Source organism: Klebsiella sp. ME-303, from assembly GCF_007910085.1.
Classification (GTDB): domain Bacteria; phylum Pseudomonadota; class Gammaproteobacteria; order Enterobacterales; family Enterobacteriaceae; genus Klebsiella; species Klebsiella michiganensis.
Genome location: NZ_VOJB01000062.1, coordinates 101,008 through 118,616 on the forward strand (window position 1 = coordinate 101,008; position 17,609 = coordinate 118,616).

General features: G+C 56.7%; 15 protein-coding genes. 10 read left to right on the forward strand and 5 right to left on the reverse strand.

From position 1 onward, the window contains the following. The coding region (locus FQK12_RS27595) for an enterochelin esterase domain-containing protein (RefSeq protein ID WP_261392899.1) at positions 1-400 on the reverse strand (400 nt) is incomplete at its 3' end. Between the two features lie 272 nt (positions 401-672). Here FQK12_RS27595 and FQK12_RS07850 point away from each other — a divergent pair. Further along, entirely contained in the window at positions 673-2,922 is a 2,250-nt protein-coding gene (locus tag FQK12_RS07850) for a TonB-dependent siderophore receptor (protein WP_014228348.1), read from the forward strand. Positions 2,923-2,990: 68 nt separating this feature from the next. After that, a complete protein-coding gene (gene entD, locus FQK12_RS07855; RefSeq protein ID WP_014228347.1) occupies positions 2,991-3,614 on the forward strand; it encodes an enterobactin synthase subunit EntD in 624 nt (207 codons plus the stop codon). Between the two features lie 55 nt (positions 3,615-3,669). On the opposite strand, the gene FQK12_RS07860 is transcribed toward entD, so the two are convergent. Both FQK12_RS07860 and FQK12_RS07865 read right to left on the reverse strand, forming a co-directional pair. Then, positions 3,670-4,605: a transketolase family protein gene (locus tag FQK12_RS07860; RefSeq protein WP_014228346.1), complete on the reverse strand. Its 936-nt coding sequence runs from the start codon at positions 4,603-4,605 to the stop codon at positions 3,670-3,672. After that, positions 4,598-5,428, reverse strand: a complete 831-nt coding sequence (locus FQK12_RS07865) for a transketolase (protein ID WP_004848651.1) — start codon at positions 5,426-5,428, stop codon at positions 4,598-4,600. Before FQK12_RS07865 ends, FQK12_RS07860 begins: the two co-directional genes overlap by 8 nt. Before the next feature lie 364 nt (positions 5,429-5,792). On the opposite strand from FQK12_RS07865, the gene FQK12_RS07870 reads away from it, so the two are divergent. From FQK12_RS07870 to FQK12_RS07905, 8 genes are all read left to right on the forward strand, one after another. After that, positions 5,793-6,743 carry a sugar-binding transcriptional regulator gene (locus FQK12_RS07870; protein ID WP_004848649.1) on the forward strand — a complete coding sequence of 317 codons (951 nt, stop codon included), beginning with the start codon at positions 5,793-5,795 and terminating at the stop codon, positions 6,741-6,743. 362 nt (positions 6,744-7,105) lie between these two features. Then, the gene (locus FQK12_RS07875; RefSeq protein WP_014228345.1) at positions 7,106-8,626 is read left to right on the forward strand and encodes an FGGY family carbohydrate kinase; all 1,521 of its coding nucleotides are present in this window, start codon (positions 7,106-7,108) and stop codon (positions 8,624-8,626) included. Between the two features lie 280 nt (positions 8,627-8,906). Then, positions 8,907-9,842: a D-ribose ABC transporter substrate-binding protein gene (locus FQK12_RS07880; RefSeq protein ID WP_004130307.1), complete on the forward strand. Its 936-nt coding sequence runs from the start codon at positions 8,907-8,909 to the stop codon at positions 9,840-9,842. Between the two features lie 43 nt (positions 9,843-9,885). Then, positions 9,886-10,506 (forward strand): DUF2291 family protein, encoded by a 621-nt coding sequence (locus FQK12_RS07885; RefSeq protein ID WP_014228344.1) that lies wholly within the window; start codon positions 9,886-9,888, stop codon positions 10,504-10,506. Position 10,507: 1 nt separating this feature from the next. Continuing rightward, positions 10,508-12,052 (forward strand): sugar ABC transporter ATP-binding protein, encoded by a 1,545-nt coding sequence (locus tag FQK12_RS07890; RefSeq protein ID WP_014228343.1) that lies wholly within the window; start codon positions 10,508-10,510, stop codon positions 12,050-12,052. Between the two features lie 17 nt (positions 12,053-12,069). Then, positions 12,070-13,125 carry an ABC transporter permease gene (locus FQK12_RS07895; RefSeq protein ID WP_004848640.1) on the forward strand — a complete coding sequence of 352 codons (1,056 nt, stop codon included), beginning with the start codon at positions 12,070-12,072 and terminating at the stop codon, positions 13,123-13,125. Positions 13,126-13,185: 60 nt separating this feature from the next. Continuing rightward, the gene (locus tag FQK12_RS07900; protein WP_014228342.1) at positions 13,186-13,983 is read left to right on the forward strand and encodes an SDR family oxidoreductase; all 798 of its coding nucleotides are present in this window, start codon (positions 13,186-13,188) and stop codon (positions 13,981-13,983) included. Positions 13,984-14,171: 188 nt separating this feature from the next. Further along, entirely contained in the window at positions 14,172-14,957 is a 786-nt protein-coding gene (locus FQK12_RS07905) for an SDR family oxidoreductase (RefSeq protein WP_014228341.1), read from the forward strand. Between the two features lie 194 nt (positions 14,958-15,151). Here the strand turns inward: FQK12_RS07905 and FQK12_RS07910 are convergent, their stop codons facing one another. Both FQK12_RS07910 and FQK12_RS07915 read right to left on the reverse strand, forming a co-directional pair. Further along, the gene (locus FQK12_RS07910; protein ID WP_004130292.1) at positions 15,152-15,304 is read right to left on the reverse strand and encodes a Hok/Gef family protein; all 153 of its coding nucleotides are present in this window, start codon (positions 15,302-15,304) and stop codon (positions 15,152-15,154) included. A gap of 222 nt (positions 15,305-15,526) precedes the next feature. Then, positions 15,527-17,560 carry a choline transporter gene (locus FQK12_RS07915; RefSeq protein WP_014228340.1) on the reverse strand — a complete coding sequence of 678 codons (2,034 nt, stop codon included), beginning with the start codon at positions 17,558-17,560 and terminating at the stop codon, positions 15,527-15,529. Positions 17,561-17,609: the final 49 nt, after the last annotated feature.

The window sequence follows — 17,609 nt, forward strand, 5'->3', positions numbered from 1 at the left end:
TTTGCGGATTGAGCGGGTCGGCAATCGCCTGCGGCAGCAGCCTGCGCCAGCCTTCGCGCAGCAGCGCGCGGTCCGGGCCGTCACCGTTAAAAAGCTGGGGGGAAAAGTCGTCGTCGCGGGCGGAAGGGATAAAGCAATAGCTGCCGCGCCAGGTCGGAGAAAGCGTGGTTTGCCAGCACCAGGCATCGGTACCGGGAATGCGCCGCAGGGTTTGCGGTACGGCATTTTTATGATGGTCAGTCACGCCGGTGATATAAATCCATACCCGCCGGGTTGCCGAAGACGTTTCGTTGCCCGCCGGATCGCGCCACCAGAAGGTTACCCGATACGCGCCGTCAACGGCTTCGATTTGCGGGCCGGAGATATGCTGCCACCAGTCGTCACTTCCTGTCTTATGCATTCCTTTTCAACCCTATGTTTATCGTGACATTTATCAACAAACGCATTAATAAACGCAATATTTATTGATAATATTATTGATAACTATTTTCATTTGCAATAGCGTATTAGCGCGCTGTGGGAAGCGCGTCTTTCAAAATTAAACATGTCTGAGAGGGCTCATTTAGTCCGCGACGGAGCGCCCTTTGCCCTCTACCGGCAACATTGATACCGCCTCTCCTCCCGCTGGGAAGGGTCTTTTGGAGAAGGTGGCGACAAAAAGCAGGAATTACAATGAATAACAGGATCAAATCCCTGGCCTTGCTGGTCAATCTGGGAATCTACGGGGCTGCGTTTCCGCTGAGCGCGGCGGAAACCGCCTCCGATAGCAAAACCGCAACCGCTGATGAAACCATGGTCGTCACCGCCGCCGAGCAGAACCTGCAGGCGCCCGGCGTTTCAACCATTACCGCAGATGAAATTCGTAAACGCCCGCCAGCGCGCGACGTGTCGGAAATTATCCGTACCATGCCCGGCGTTAACCTGACCGGCAACTCCACCAGCGGCCAGCGCGGCAACAATCGCCAGATTGATATTCGCGGCATGGGCCCGGAAAACACCCTGATCCTGATTGACGGCAAGCCCGTGACCAGCCGCAACTCCGTGCGTCTGGGCTGGCGCGGCGAGCGCGATACCCGCGGCGATACTTCATGGGTACCGCCGGAGCTGATCGAACGTATTGAAGTCATTCGCGGCCCGGCGGCCGCGCGCTATGGCAACGGCGCGGCGGGCGGCGTGGTCAATATCATTACCAAGAAAAGCGACGGCGAATGGCATGGTTCATGGAACACCTACATGAACGCCCCGGAGCATAAAGAAGAAGGCTCGACCAAACGCACCAACTTTAGCCTCAGCGGCCCGCTGGGCGGCGATTTCAGCTTCCGCCTGCTGGGCAACCTCGATAAAACGCAGGCCGATGCCTGGGATATCAACGACGGGCATCAGTCAGAGCGTACCGGCGCGTACGCTAATACCATGCCTGCCGGGCGTGAAGGGGTTAAAAATAAGAACATTAACGGCGTCGTGCGCTGGGATTTCGCCCCGATGCAGTCGCTGGAGTTTGAATCCGGCTACAGCCGTCAGGGCAACCTCTACGCGGGCGATACGCAGAACACCAATACCAACGATCTGGTAAAAGAGAACTACGGGAAAGAGACGAACCGCCTCTATCGCCAGACTTACTCCGTCACCTGGAACGGCGGCTGGGATAACGGCGTGACCACCAGCAACTGGGCCCAGTACGAACGTACCCGCAACTCGCGTAAAGGCGAAGGTCTGGCGGGCGGTACGGAAGGTATCTTCAACAGCAACCAGTTCAGCGATATCGACCTGGCCGACGTGATGCTGCACAGCGAAGTTAACATCCCGCTGGATCTGGTGTTTAACCAGAACCTGACGCTGGGCTCCGAGTGGAATCAGCAGCGGATGAAGGATTTGGCGTCAAATACCCAGACCTTTATGGGCGGCGATATCGACGGCTATGACAGCACCGGCCGTAGCCCATACTCGAAGGCCGAGATCTTCTCCCTGTTTGCCGAAGACAACGTGGAGCTGACCGACACCACCATGCTGACGCCGGCGCTGCGTTTCGATCATCACACGATCGTCGGCAACAACTGGAGCCCGTCGCTCAACCTGTCTCAGGGTCTGTGGGATGACTTCACGTTGAAAATGGGCATCGCCCGCGCCTATAAAGCGCCGAGCCTGTACCAAACCAACCCGAACTATATTCTCTATAGCAAAGGCCAGGGCTGCTACGCCAGCGGCACCGGTACCGGTTGCTACATGATGGGTAACGATGACCTGAAAGCCGAAACCAGCATCAACAAAGAGATTGGCCTTGAGTTTAAACGCGACGGCTGGCTGGCGGGGGTGACCTGGTTCCGCAACGACTACCGCGATAAAATCGAAGCCGGCTACGCGCCGATTTCGCAGACTACGAACGGTAAAGTGAAAACTGATATCTATCAGTGGGAAAACGTGCCTAAAGCGGTGGTTGAAGGTCTGGAAGGCACCCTGAACGTGCCGGTCACCGAAACGGTGAACTGGACCAATAACATCACTTATATGCTGCAAAGTAAAAACAAGGAAACCGGCGATCGTCTGTCGATTATTCCGGAATATACCCTGAACTCCACTCTGAGCTGGCAGATTCAGGAGGATATTTCGGTGCAGTCGACCTTCACCTGGTACGGCAAGCAGCAGCCGAAGAAATATAACTACAAAGGTGAGCCCGCGGTGGGTTCTGAAACGGATGAAGTCAGCCCATACAGCATCGTTGGCCTGAGCGCCACCTGGGATGTGACCAAAAACGTCAGCCTGACCGGCGGCGTGGATAACGTCTTCGACAAGCGCCACTGGCGCGCGGGGAATGCGCAAACCACCGGTAGCCTGACCGATGTTTCTTATATGGCTGGCGCGGGCGCCAACACCTATAACGAATCTGGCAGAACCTGGTATCTGGGCGTCAATACCCACTTCTGATTGTCTGGCCGTTCCCCCCGCCCTCTTGCCATAGAGGGCGGCGGGGAGAATCTGTTAACATCCCCCCTATGCAAACCCAACGTTCTATTATTCAGCTTGCCGATCGCTCGCTGCAGCGTGTCGATTTCGACCCATTGACCTTTCGGCCTGAAGATCTCCTCTGGCTGCCTCATCATGCCCGGCTAAGCGACTGCGCCCGCAAGCGGCAGACCGAGCACCTCGCGGGGCGTATCGCCGCGGTTTACGCGCTGCGGGAGGTCGGTGAGACAGAGATCCCTGCCATTGGCGACCAACGCCAGCCCCTGTGGCCCGCGCCGTGGTACGGCAGCATCAGCCACTGCGAACGCAGCGCGCTGGCGGTTGTCTCCGCCGGGCCGGTCGGCGTTGATATTGAACGCATCCTGTCTCCCGCCCTCGCGGCCGAGCTGGAAAGCAGCATCGTCAATAGCGCGGAAAAAAGCCTGCTGGACGCCAGCGGCCTGCCGTCGGCGCTGGCGCTGACGCTGGCGTTTTCGGCAAAAGAGAGCGCATTTAAGGCCAGCCCGCCCGAAATACAGAACTGCGTGGGTTTCAGCGATTTTGAGGTGACGTATATAAAGGAAGGAAATCTGCTTCTTCGGCTCTCCGCCGGGGAGTATCGGCTGCAATGGATTAAGGCCGGTGACTACGTCATCACGCTCTGCGCAGCGTAAAAAACAAAACCCGCGCGGCAGACCGCGCGGGTTATCGGTTTACGGCGCCGTAAAATCAGCGCATTTTCTGCGCCAGCTCGGCGACGGAAGCTGCATCGAAGCCGTGGTGTTTGCGCAGCCAGCCGCGGTCCGCCGCCGCCGCATACTCGCCATCCGGGATCCCCAGACGTTTGAGCGGGATTCCCGCGCCGGCTTCGGCCAGCACTTCCGCCACCAGGCTCCCCAATCCGCCGTTGACGTTATGCTCCTCCACCGTTATTACCGCTTTGCACGGCTTCAGGGCCGCCAGCAGCGCGGCGGTATCGCAAGGGCGAATGGACGGCACGCTCACCACTTTGGCCTGAATCCCCGCGTCGGCCAGCCTCTGCGCGGCATCGACGATTTCATGCACCGTCGAGCCGGTGGCCACCAGCGCGATATCCTCGCCTTCCCGCAGCGTAACGACCGCTCCCGGCACAAAGCGATAGCTTTCATCGTGCAGCTCCGGCAGCGCCTTGCCGTCGAGGCGAATATAGACCGGCCCCTGATAGCCGATGGCGTAATCGATAATCTGCCGACATTCGCGTGGCGAAGACGGAGCGAAAATCTGGATATTACCGAAGCCGCGCATCACCGCCAGATCGTCAATCGCGTGATGGGTGCTGGCCAGCGGGCCGTAGCTGGCGCCGGCGTTAAGGCCAAATAGCTTAACGTTGGTGTTGTTATAGCAAACGTCGACTTTAATCTGCTCATTGGCGCGGGAAATCAGGAACGGCGCGGCGTTACAGGTGACCGCCACTTTGCCCCCCAGCGCCAGACCCGCCGCCGTCCCGACCATGCTCTGCTCGGCGATACCCACGTTCACCAGACGCCCGGGGAACTGTTTAATAAACGGCGCGATTTTGGCCGTTGACGTGGAGTCAGCCACCACCGGCACCAGATCGACGCCGCGGTCGACCGCATCAATAAAGGCCTGAACCATCACGCTCGCCAGGTGTTCTGCATTACTCATCTTTCAGTTCCTCCAGTGCCAGTGCAATTTCTTCGCCTTTCGGTACCCGGTGGTGCCACTCCGGGCGCCCCTGGATAAAGGAAATACCGGCACCTTTCGTGGTGTTGGCGATAACGACGTTCGGTTTACCTTCCTGCTTCAGCCCTTCCAGGGTCGCCACTACCGATGCCATGTCGTTGCCCTGGCATTCGGTGACCGTCATCCCGAAGGCCTTCCATTTGTCGGCCAGCGGATCGGTATTCATGATTTCGCGCGTCGGACCCGCCAGCTGGAGATTGTTCTTGTCATTAATAATGATCAGATTATCAAGGCCGTAGTGCGCCGCGGCTAGCGCCGCTTCCCAGTTGCTGCCTTCCGCCAGCTCGCCATCGCCGGTAATTAAAAAAATGCGGCGGGAGCTGTTGCTTTTTTTCGCAGCCAGCGCCAGCCCCACCGCAACAGGCAAACCGTGGCCCAGCGCGCCGGTGTTAAGCTCAATCCCCGGCGTTTTCTGGCGCACCGGGTGACCCGGAAGATGGGAGTTCGCATGCTGATAGGTTTCCAGCCACTCAACCGGAAAGAAGCCCGCCTCGGCCAGCACGCAGTAGTAGCAGCCCACCGCATGGCCTTTCGACTGGATGTAGATATCGCGCTGGTCGTCAGCAAGACGCTCCGGCGCGACGTTCAGAATACGGAAATAGAGCGCGGTGAGCAGTTCAACCTGCGACAGGTCGGCGCCGGTGTGCCCGCCCGCAGGGCTGTTGGCGTTCAATCTGACGATATGGCGACGTACGGCGCGGGCTTTACGCTCAAGGGCCTGGACATCATAGCTATAGGGATTCATTTAATACCTCTGAATTTATTTTCAACTTGGAATATTTATTCCGTCAGGGACTAAAAAAACCAGACATCCCCAGGCAACGCATCGTAAGGCTTACGCCGCTGCATCATACTCAGGAACATTCTGCCTCCTTACCACCGGGCGTGACGTCACCCGGGCACTTTTCAGTTGACCTGAAATCGCCATGAATATATATTCACTAACGACTCTTTATTCAATTATGCGGCTACTGTTCTGTTTTTGTCCATAGCTGATTTTGAGGATTGGCGAAAGTTAGATATCCATCACACTTAACTGTCTTTTCTTTTCGCGTATGATAATGAGCTCTAACATAATGGCTGCACGTAAATGATTTTCGGGGAAATATATGGCTAAGCAGGATGAACAACGGCTATTAGTTAAGATTGCCACGCTCTACTATCTTGAAGGACGAAAGCAGTCCGATATCGCTCAACTTCTCTCGCTTTCTCAGTCATTTATCTCCCGAGCGATCGCCCGCTGCCAAAAAGAAGGCGTAGTCAAAATCAGCGTTGTTCAGCCATCGAATATTTTCCTCAATCTTGAAAAAGGCCTCGAGGATCGCTACGGAATTAAACAGGCCATCGTCGTGGATACCGAAGAGGACGCCAGCGATCACACCATCAAGCGCGCCATTGGATCCGCCGCGGCCCACTATCTGGAAACGCGATTGCGGCCGAAAGATCTGATTGGCGTCTCGTCGTGGAGTTCGACTATCCGCGCAATGGTTGATGAGGTTCACGCGCAAAACCTGAAGGCCAACGGCGTGATTCAACTGCTCGGCGGCGTGGGTCCTAACGGTAACGTGCAGGCGACCATCCTGACCCAGACCCTGGCGCAGCGTCTGAACTGTGAAGCCTGGCTGCTCCCTTCCCAGAGCATCGAAGGTTCTACGGAGGAGAAAAATCGCCTCGTGGCCAGCAAAGATGTCGCCGATGTGATTGCGCGCTTCGACGAAGTCGATATCGCCATCGTCGGGATTGGCATCCTTGAACCTTCGCAACTGCTCAAAACGTCCGGTAACTACTATCACGAAGATATGCTGCAGGTGCTGGCGGAACGCGGCGCCGTGGGTGACATTTGCCTGCACTACTACGATAAAAACGGCAAGGCGGTGTTACGCGATGATGAAGATCCTGTGATCGGCATGGCGCTGGAGAAAGTGAAGAAGTGCCCTAACGTGGTGGCCCTTGCCGGCGGCAGCGAGAAGGTGGCGGCTATCAAAGGCGCGCTTTCAGGCGGTTATATCGATGTTCTGATCACCGATTATCCAACGGCCAGGCTGCTTATCGCCGGGTAATTTCCTCACTCAAACACTTTCCCACAGCCTTTACGCTTTCCTTCAGGCGTAAAGGCTTCGCCAATAAATTTTTATATTTCAATCGTATATAACCAGCCAACCGCGCTCTTTTCCCCCGACATCCAGAAGCTTCACCAAACGGATAAGTGTGATTGCCAGCACAATTGATAACTTTTCCTGTAGCCCGACGGGAAGTTTCTGGCTAAGGTAACAAATAAATAATCACCATCGAATATATATTCAGTGATTAAAAAAGTGAAAACGAATTGTCACATCATGGCCTGCTAAGAAGCAATGCGATAAAGAGGAATGCCGACTTCCCCCTCCGCGCCAGGACGAAGTGTGACTCAGGAGACTACCTAATGCAGGCAACACGTAAAGAGTTCATCATTGCGCTGGACGAAGGCACCACCAATGCCAAAGCCGTCGTACTCGATAGCCGCGGCCAGGTCGTGGTGAAATTCTCTCAGCCGCTGGCGATCCAGACGCCGCGTGAAGGCTGGGTCGAGCAGTCGGGAGAAGTCCTGGTTGACGCTTCGCTGGCGGTTATCGCGCAAGCGGTAGCGCACGTTGGCGCAGAAAACGTCGCGGCATTAGCCATCAGTAACCAGCGCGAGACCGCGATCGGCTGGTATCGCCAGAGCGGTAAGCCAATCAACGCCGCGATCACCTGGCAGTGCAGCCGCAGCGCCGCGTTTTGCGATGAACTGCGCCACAGCGACAAAGAGCGGCAAATCAAGGCCGTGACCGGCCTGCCGATTGCGCCTCTGTTTTCGGCCTCGAAAATGCGCTGGCTGCTGGAATCTCTTCCTGAGGGGCGCGCGCTGGCTGAGCGCGGAGAAATCTGCCTCGGCACTATCGACAGCTGGCTGCTGTGGAACTTAACCCAGGGCGAGGCGTTCTACTGCGATTACTCCAATGCCGCGCGTACCCAGCTGCTGAACCTGCAAACCGGCCAGTGGGATGACAACATGCTGGCGCTGTTCCAGATCCCGCGCGCCGCACTGCCGGAGATCAAGCCCTCCAGCGGATTGTTTGGCTATACCCGGGGGTTGAACGCTATCCCTGACGGTATTCCCGTAATGGCGATGGTCGGGGATTCCCACGCCGCGCTGTTTGGCCACGCGCTGGGCGAACTCGGTTGCGTGAAAGCCACCTACGGTACGGGGTCATCGGTGATGGCGCCGGTAAAATCCGCACAGTGCGATATCGGCGCGCTGGCCACCACCATCGCCTGGCACGACGGCGACAGCATCACCTACGGACTCGAAGGTAATATTCCGCATACCGGCGATGCCGTGGCGTGGATGGCGGACAGCACCGGCCTGAGCGAACTTTCCGATGCCGAACTGGCGCATGAACTCAACACCCTGCCCGCCTCCGTGGACTCCACGCTGGGCGTCTATTTTGTGCCGGCGTTAACCGGCCTGGGTGCCCCGTGGTGGGATGACAGCGCCCGCGGCGTGATTTGTGGCCTGAGCCGCGGCGTCAAGCGCGCCCATCTGATTCGCGCCGCGCTGGAATCCATTACCTATCAAATCGCCGATGTCGTGGTAGCGATGCGCCAGCAGGACGACTTCCACTTAACGGCGCTGATGGTCGACGGCGGCCCAACCAGGAACGACTGGCTAATGCAGTATCAGGCTGACCTGCTCGGCTGTCCGGTGATGCGCAGCGACGTTGCCGAGCTGTCGGCGATTGGCGCGGCCCTGCTCGCGCGCAAAGCCCTGAATCCCGGATCGGTGACCGACCTGAACGCGTTTTTAACCGAACACAGCGAATTTATCCCCGATATGGCCCGCCACCAGCGCCTGCAGAAAAGATGGCAGGAGTGGCGACATGCGGTGAACAGAACATTATGGAAACCGGCAACGTCCGCCTGACGCCCACCAGGGAATCGAACGCGTGACGCACCTTAGAGCCTATCCCAGTAGGCGTTATTGGCGCAGGCAGTTTGAACACGGACAGCGCGGAAGAACCGGAGCGTACACGTAGTACGTGAGGGTTTTGAGCACTGCCCTGGTTCAAAATGGCCAGTAAAATAGCCCTAATGGACAGGCTCTTAATCATCAACAAAAGGAGACCCCCGGCCCATAAACTCGATTTACAGGCCTTACGTTGTTTCACCGTACCCGACAATAACAACCAAGAGAGAAAATTGTCATGAAATTACGTTTAACGCTTTTAACCGCTGCTACCCTGACCGCCTTTTCTTTCGCTGCCCAGGCGGCAGAAAAAGGCACCATCATGATCATGGTTAACTCGCTGGATAACCCCTATTACGCCTCTGAAGCCAAGGGCGCCAGCGAGAAAGCTAAAGAGCTGGGCTACCAGACCACCATTTTGTCGCATGGTGAAGATGTCAAAAAACAGAATGAGCTGATCGATACCGCCATCGGTAAAAAAGTTCAGGGCATTATCCTGGATAACGCCGACTCCACCGCCAGCGTCGCCGCCATTGAAAAAGCGAAGAAAGCGGGTATTCCGGTGGTTTTAATTAACCGCGAAATTCCTGTCGATGATATCGCGCTGGAGCAAATTACCCATAATAACTTCCAGGCCGGTTCTGAAGTCGCCAACGTATTTGTCGAGAAAATGGCGGAGAAAGGCAAATATGCCGAACTGACCTGTAACCTTGCGGATAATAACTGCGTGACCCGCTCTAAATCTTTCCACCAGGTGATTGACCAGTACCCGGATATGGTCAGCGTCGCTAAGCAGGACGCGAAAGGCACCTTAATCGACGGCAAGCGCATTATGGACAGTATTCTGCAGGCGCACCCCGACGTGAAAGGCGTGATTTGCGGCAACGGTCCTGTGGCCCTCGGCGCCATTGCCGCGCTGAAAGCCGCGAACCGTAACGATGTGGTGGTGGTCGGTATCGATGGCAGCAACGATGAGCGCGACGCGGTAAAAGCCGGCACCCTGCAGGCCACCGTGATGCTTCAGGCGCAGGCCATCGCCGCTCAGGGAGTGACCGACCTCGATAACTACCTGCAAAAAGGTGAAAAACCGGCCAAGCAGCGCGTGATGTTCCGCGGCATTCTGATTACTCAGGACAATGCAGACAAAGTGCAGGACTTCAATATCAAATCCTGATTTCGGGTTGTTGCGCCCCGTCCGGGGCGCACAGGAGCGTATTATGTATAAAAAAATCTCGCTGACGCTGGTTATTCTTGCGCTCGGGGGCTGTCGTATCGTCTCTCAGCAGGAGCTGGCCGATCTTAAATCTCCGCCCAACCCGCATATGGCGGATATCGATCGGACATGGCAAGACCAGCTGGTTCCCCAGGTTGTGGCTAAAGCCCGCCCCGTTGCCGAGCTGATGACCGCCCTGCGCGCGGCGAAAGATATCGATAGCGCCTGCAAAACCTTAGGCTATCGCGCTCAGGACGAAAACCCCTGCGTGTTTTACGTCAAAGTCGAAGGCAATATCAGCAAAATTGATTCCGCTTCGCGCAGCGGAAAAATGACGATTCAGGATATCAGCGGCGGCAACGTGGTGGTGCAAATTGGCCCAACGCTGCGCGGCACATTATTACGCGACGGCTATCAGGGCGCCAGCTATCAGGACTTTAACGATCAGGTGCTGTTTGGCGAATATAGCCGGGCGATTAACGAACATGCGGTGAAGATGATCCAGACGGCGCAGGTGAAAACCGGCGAAGCGGTACAGGTGTACGGCGTGTTCTCGGCCTGGGATATTCCGCAGACCATGCCTGATATTACGCCAGCCAAAATTGTTCGTTTGGGAGGGCAATAACATGCAGCGGCAAGAACTCGTCAATTCCCAACCAGTCGACTCTGAAGTTATTATCGAAACTCGCGAATTATCTCGCGTTTATCCGGGCGTTGTCGCCTTAGATAGCGTGAATTACCGGGTCTATCGAAATAAAGTAAACGTTCTGATCGGTGAAAATGGTGCGGGTAAATCCACCATGATGAAAATGCTTGCTGGCGTTGAAACACCCTCTTCCGGTCAAATTATTCTTGATGGCGCCCCGGTGACCCTTAGCTCGACGCATCAGGCTGAAAAGCAGGGAATCAGCATCATTTTTCAGGAATTAAATTTATTCCCGAATATGAACGTCATGGATAATATTTTTATGGCTAACGAATTCTTTCAAAAAGGGAAGATTAACGAAAAATATCAATATGAGTTAGCCAAATCATTACTGGAAAGACTGGAGCTGAATGTCGATCCCTACACCCAGCTTGGCGAATTAGGCATTGGCCATCAGCAGCTGGTGGAAATTGCGCGCGCGCTTTCTAAGGACACCCGGGTATTAATTATGGATGAACCCACTTCCGCGCTCAGCCAGTCGGAAGTCAAAATCCTGTTTAACGTGATCGAACAGCTTAAACGCCGCGGCGTCACCATTATCTATATTTCCCACCGTCTGGAAGAGCTGATGGAAATTGGCGACCACATCACTATTTTCCGCGACGGGCGCTTTATCAGCGAGCGCGAGGTCAGCGACGCCAGTATTCCGTGGATTATCGAACAGATGGTCGGCGATAAGAAAAAACATTTCGACTACCGGCCGGCGCCGAAAGGCGAAGCGGTCCTTGCCGTTGAAGGCCTGACGGCGCTGCACCCCAGCGGCGGCTATAAGCTCAACGATGTGACCTTTACCTTAAGTAAGGGAGAAGTGATCGGCATCTACGGCCTGCTCGGCGCCGGACGCACGGAGCTGTTTAAAGGTCTGGTCGGCCTGATGCCCTGCCAGAGCGGTAACGTCCATCTCAACGGCGAAAATATCGAAAAGGCCCCGTTCCAGGCGCGGCTGAAAAAAGGGCTGGCGCTGGTGCCTGAAGACCGTCAGGGCGAAGGCGTGGTGCAGATGATGTCGATTCAATCGAATATGACCTTATCCGATTTCAGCCTGCAGGGATTTCGCCGGGCGTGGAAATGGCTGAATCCGCAGAAAGAAATCGCCTGCGTCAAAGAGATGATTCGCGAACTGGCAATCAAGGTGAGCGACCCCGATCTGCCTGTCACCTCGCTCAGCGGCGGCAACCAACAAAAGGTGGTGCTCGGCAAGGCGTTGATGACGAAGCCGGAAGTGGTGTTTCTCGATGAGCCCACTCGCGGTATCGACGTCGGCGCGAAAACCGACGTTTATCATCTGATCGGCAAAATGGCCCAGCAGGGTCTGGCAGTGATGTTCTCTTCATCGGAGCTGGATGAAGTGATGGCGCTGGCGGATCGCATCCTGGTCATGGCCGACGGTCGGATTACCGCCGATTTACCGCGTCATGCGGTGACCCGCGAAAAATTAATCGCGGCTTCAACACCTCAAGATTAATCAGGCTGGAACCCATCATGAACCAGAAATATATGATTTATATGTACCTGCTGAAGGCCAGAACGTTCATCGCTCTGCTGCTGGTTATCGCGTTCTTCAGCGTGATGGTACCGAATTTCCTGACCACATCTAACCTGCTGATTATGACCCAGCACGTGGCCATCACCGGCCTGCTGGCCATCGGCATGACGCTGGTTATCCTGACGGGCGGTATCGACCTCTCCGTCGGCGCCGTGGCCGGCATCTGCGGCATGGTGGCCGGAGCGCTGTTAACCAACGGCCTGCCCTTATGGAACGGCAGCGTTATCTTCTTCAACGTACCGGAAGTGATCCTCTGCGTGGCGCTCTTCGGCGTGCTGGTTGGCTTCGTTAACGGCGCGGTCATCACCCGCTTCGGCGTCGCGCCCTTTATCTGCACCCTGGGCATGATGTATGTCGCCAGAGGCTCGGCGCTGCTGTTCAACGACGGCAGCACCTACCCCAACCTCAACGGCATGGAAGCGCTGGGCAACACCGGTTTCTCCACCCTGGGATCCGGGACGCTGTTGGGCATCTATCTGCCAATCTGGCTGATGATCGGCTTCCTGCTGCTGGGCTACTGGCTGACCACCAAAACCCCGCTGGGCCGTTATATCTACGCTATCGGCGGTAACGAATCCGCCGCACGCCTGGCCGGCGTGCCTATCGTCAAGGCAAAAATCTTCGTTTACGCCTTCTCCGGCCTGTGCTCAGCGTTCGTCGGCCTTATCGTCGCTTCGCAGCTGCAAACCGCGCACCCGATGACCGGCAATATGTTCGAAATGGACGCCATTGGCGCCACCGTGCTCGGCGGAACCGCGCTGGCGGGCGGTCGCGGCCGGGTGACCGGGTCAATCATTGGCGCGTTCGTCATCGTCTTCCTCGCCGACGGCATGGTGATGATGGGGGTCAGCGATTTCTGGCAGATGGTCATTAAGGGGGTGGTTATCGTCACCGCCGTCGTCGTCGACCAGTTCCAGCAGAAACTGCAGAACAAAGTCATCCTGATGCGCCGCCATGAGGAGAAGCTGGCGGCGGCAGGCGCCACCAGCTAATCACGTCTTTATTACCCCGCCGGATGCTCTGCCGTCCGGCTTCAATAAGGGATGAAAAACATGCAAAGAAATTTCCACAACAAAACGGTTGTTATCACCGGCGCCTGCCGCGGAATTGGTGCAGGTATTGCCGAGCGCTTTGCGCGCGACGGCGCGAATCTGGTGATGGTCTCTAACGCCGAGCGCGTCCACGAAACGGCGGAAACCCTCCGCCAGCGCTACCAGGCCGACATCCTGTCGTTACAGGTTGATGTGACCGACGAAGCGCAGGTGCAGTCGCTGTACGAGCAGGCGGCAGCGCGTTTCGGCACCATCGACGTCTCTATCCAGAACGCAGGCGTGATCACCATCGACTATTACGATCGCATGCCGAAGGCCGACTTTGAAAAAGTGCTGGCCGTTAACACCACCGGCGTCTGGCTGTGCTGCCGCGAAGCCGCCAAATATATGGTCAAGCAGAACCACGGCAGCCTGATCAACACCTCTTCCGGCCAGGGTCGTCAGGGCTTTATCTACACCCCGCACTATGCCGCCAGCAAAATGGGCGTGATCGGCATCACCCAAAGCCTGGCGCACGAGCTGGCGCCGTGGAATATCACGGTTAACGCCTTCTGTCCGGGCATTATCGAAAGCGAGATGTGGGATTACAACGACCGCGTCTGGGGCGAAATCCTCAGCACCGAGCAGAAGCGCTACGGTAAAGGCGAGCTGATGGCAGAGTGGGTCGAAGGCATTCCGATGAAGCGCGCCGGCAAACCGGAAGACGTTGCCGGGCTGGTGGCGTTTCTCGCCTCCGACGATGCGCGCTACCTCACCGGGCAGACCATCAATATCGATGGCGGCTTGATTATGTCGTAATGCCGCCAGCCTGGCATTTTTCAGGTCAGGCTACACAAATCATGTCCCGGAGGCGGTGCTGCGCACCTGTCCGGGCTACCCGACTACCCGACGGCACAAGCCCCGTAGCCCGGACAGGCGCAACGCGCCGCCTCCGGGAACGCCAACACCGGGCATGCTAAAGAATATTTTTTTAGAGAGTAATAACTATGATCGCAAAAGATTTTGCCCAACAGCTGTTTAACCTGCAGGACCGCGTGGCCTTTGTCACCGGCGCGGGCAGCGGCATCGGCCAGATGATTGCTTACGGGCTCGCCAGCGCGGGGGCTCGGGTCGTCTGCTTCGATCTCCGCGAAGACGGCGGCCTCGCCGAAACCGTCAAAAATATTGAAGCCATCGGCGGAGAGGCCTGCTTCTACACCGGTGATGTGCGCCAGCTTAGCGACCTACGCGCCGGCGTGGCATTAGCGAAAAGCCGCTTTGGCCGCCTCGATATAGCCGTCAACGCCGCCGGGATTGCCAACGCCAATCCGGCGCTGGAGATGGAAACCGAGCAGTGGCAGCGGGTTATCGATATTAACCTGACCGGCGTGTGGAACTCCTGCAAAGCGGAAGCCGAACTGATGCAGGAAACGGGCGGCGGTTCGATTATTAATATCGCCTCGATGTCCGGCATTATCGTTAACCGCGGTCTCGATCAGGCGCACTATAACTGCTCTAAAGCGGGCGTTATCCACCTGTCGAAAAGCCTGGCGATGGAGTGGATCGGCAAAGGGATTCGGGTCAACTCCATCAGCCCCGGCTATACCGCCACGCCGATGAACACCCGCCCTGAGATGGTTCATCAGACCCGCGAATTCGAAAGCCAGACGCCGATCCAGCGCATGGCGAAGGTTGAGGAGATGGCCGGCCCGGCGCTGTTCCTCTCCAGCGATGCCGCCTCGTTCTGCACCGGCGTTGACCTGGTGGTTGATGGTGGTTTTGTCTGCTGGTAGAACGGATTTAGCTTAGAAAAATGCCGGTAAGGGTGAGGTTAACGTCAGCGAAGCAGTATGCAGGGTGGCGGCGCGATTGTTTTAACCGGTCGATGTTCTCTCGCCGTCCATCCTGCCCCCATAAGCAGAAAAAAGGTGCCTTAAGGTTCCTTACCCAGCCTGCGGATAAGCGGGGATAGCTCCCCGCATACCGGCTACTTCTTCGTTTCGTAAGCGAGAACGGCCTTGAACTCCATACTACGTTCTTTGATGCTCAGCTCGCACAGCGAATCGCGCACCATTAACGTCAATCCCAGCGCTGTCAGACACAGCACGATGATTGCCACCAGGGCGTATTTTGTCAGCATCTCGTTGCCTCCATGCGAAGAAGAGGCTACTATCCAACGTGCTAGGGTTGGATCGTGAGCCTCAGGTTGATGGGAACATCTCCTGGGGCTTCGTCTTTCTGAATCCTCACCTAAGCCTGAACGCAGAAAGCCTCAGGCACCCGCCGCCATCATACGCTTCCCTGCGCAATTCACTGTATATTTAACCAGCCGCAATCCTTTTTCAGAAAACGTTTAGATGACCTACATTCCGGGGAAGGTCACGCTGTTGCCCGGTGCTTCGCGATGCAGATGGATAAAGTTCAAATGACGCTCGTACTGGTCAAGAATATCGGTAATGACCTGCTCTTTGCTGTAGTCCATCAGGTCGTTGCCCTGACTCCCTTCCAGCAGGAAGGTCTCCAGACGATAGTAGGTCGACTTCCCGCTGCGCGCCCGGTAGGTAAAGCCGGGAATGGAGTACTGCTGCGGCCAGACCTGATAAACAAAGTTCTGCTCGTCGCCCATATGCACCAGCAGGTCAAGATGGCCCAGGCTGTCTCCCTCTTCCGGCGGCAGGCTTTTCAGCTCGACGTAAGCGCCGCGCAGCTTCAGCTCCTGCGCCACCTCTTCCATCGCCGGGAAGCACACCGTCTCCATCATCTGGCGGGTATAGCGCGTGCCGGGATAGTTCATCAGCCGCGACAGGCGCTTCTTCCAGCTCAGGCGATCCTGCACGCCGAGCGGTCGCGGAGCGGTGTCGCGGTTGGCGCTCTCGCGGCGATAATCCTCAACCTTCAGCGACTTGTACAATCCCGCCATCACGAAGAAGATCACGAAGCTAAACGGCAGCCCCATAATCACCGTCGCGTTCTGCAGGGCGGAAATTCCGTTAGTCATCAGCATCCCGAGGGTCAGCAGGCCGATAACCACCGACCAGAAGATCCGCAGCCAGTTTGGCGCATCGCTGTTGATATCCTTCAGCTTCGAGGTGAAGTTACCCAGCACCAGCGCCCCGGAATCCGCGGAGGTCACATAGAACAGCAGGCCGGTAATCGTCGCCACCGAAGCGCTAAAGGTAAACGCCGGATACTGCGCCAGCAGGTTATAGAAGCCGCGCTCCGGGTGGGCGACCGCCTCGGCGGCGAAGGCCGCATTGCCGTGGATGATTTCATACAGCGCGCTATTGCCGAACACTGACAGCCACAGCAGGGTAAAGGTGAACGGGATAATCAGCGTTCCCACCACAAACTGACGAATGGTGCGTCCACGTGAAATACGCGCCAGGAACAGGCCGACAAACGGCGACCACGCCACCCACCACGCCCAGAAGAACAGGGTCCAGTTGTTCATCCACTCTACCGGACGATCGAAGGCGAAGCTGTTCAGGGTCATGCCCATAAAACGATTCACATAGTCGCCAACGTTGAGCACCAGCGCGTTGAGCAGAAACTCGGTGTCGCCCATAAACAGGACAAACAGGATCAGCCCGAGGGCCAGCACCACGTTAAGCTCGGAAAGAATACGAATGCCTTTATCCACCCCGGAGGTCACGGAGATGGTGGCGATAATGACCGACAGCACGATCAGCGCCGCTTTCGCGCCCAGCGAGTCCGGAATATCAAACAGCACGTTGAGGCCGTAGTTTAGCTGCACCACGCCAATCCCGAGCGTGGTGGCGATACCAAAAATGGTGCCGATAACGGCGGCGATATCCACGCTGTGGCCGATTGGGCCATTAATCTTTTTGCCGAAGATCGGATAGAGCGCGGAGCGGATGGTCAGGGGTAAATTATAACGATAGCTAAAGTATCCCAGCGCCATCCCCATCAGGGCATACATCGACCAGCCGGTCAGCCCGTAGTGAAACAGCGTCCACACCATCGCCTGGCGCGCCGCCTCCATGGTCTGCCCCGCCCCTTCCGGTGGCTGCATATACTGGGTCACCGGTTCGGCGACGGAGAAGAACATCAGGTCGATACCGATACCGGCGGCGAACAGCATTGCCGCCCAGCTGAGCACGCTAAATTCCGGCTTCGAATGTTCCGGCCCGAGCTTCACCGAACCGAAACGCGAGCAGGCGATGCACACGACAAACACGATATAGAGCGTCGCGGCGAGCAAATAGTACCAGCCAAAGGTGCGGGAAACCCAGTTCAGGGTACGGCCAATCCAGGCCGCGGAAAAATCGCTGAAGAAGAGAGTCATCAGGGAAAACAACAAAATCAGTCCGGCGGAAGTGTAAAAAACCACCGGATTGATTTTGTCCTTTTCTCTGCTCGGCGAAAGGTCTGTCATCCATTCTCCTTACTGTTTTTGCAACTATTAGAACCAAAATCGGCAACAA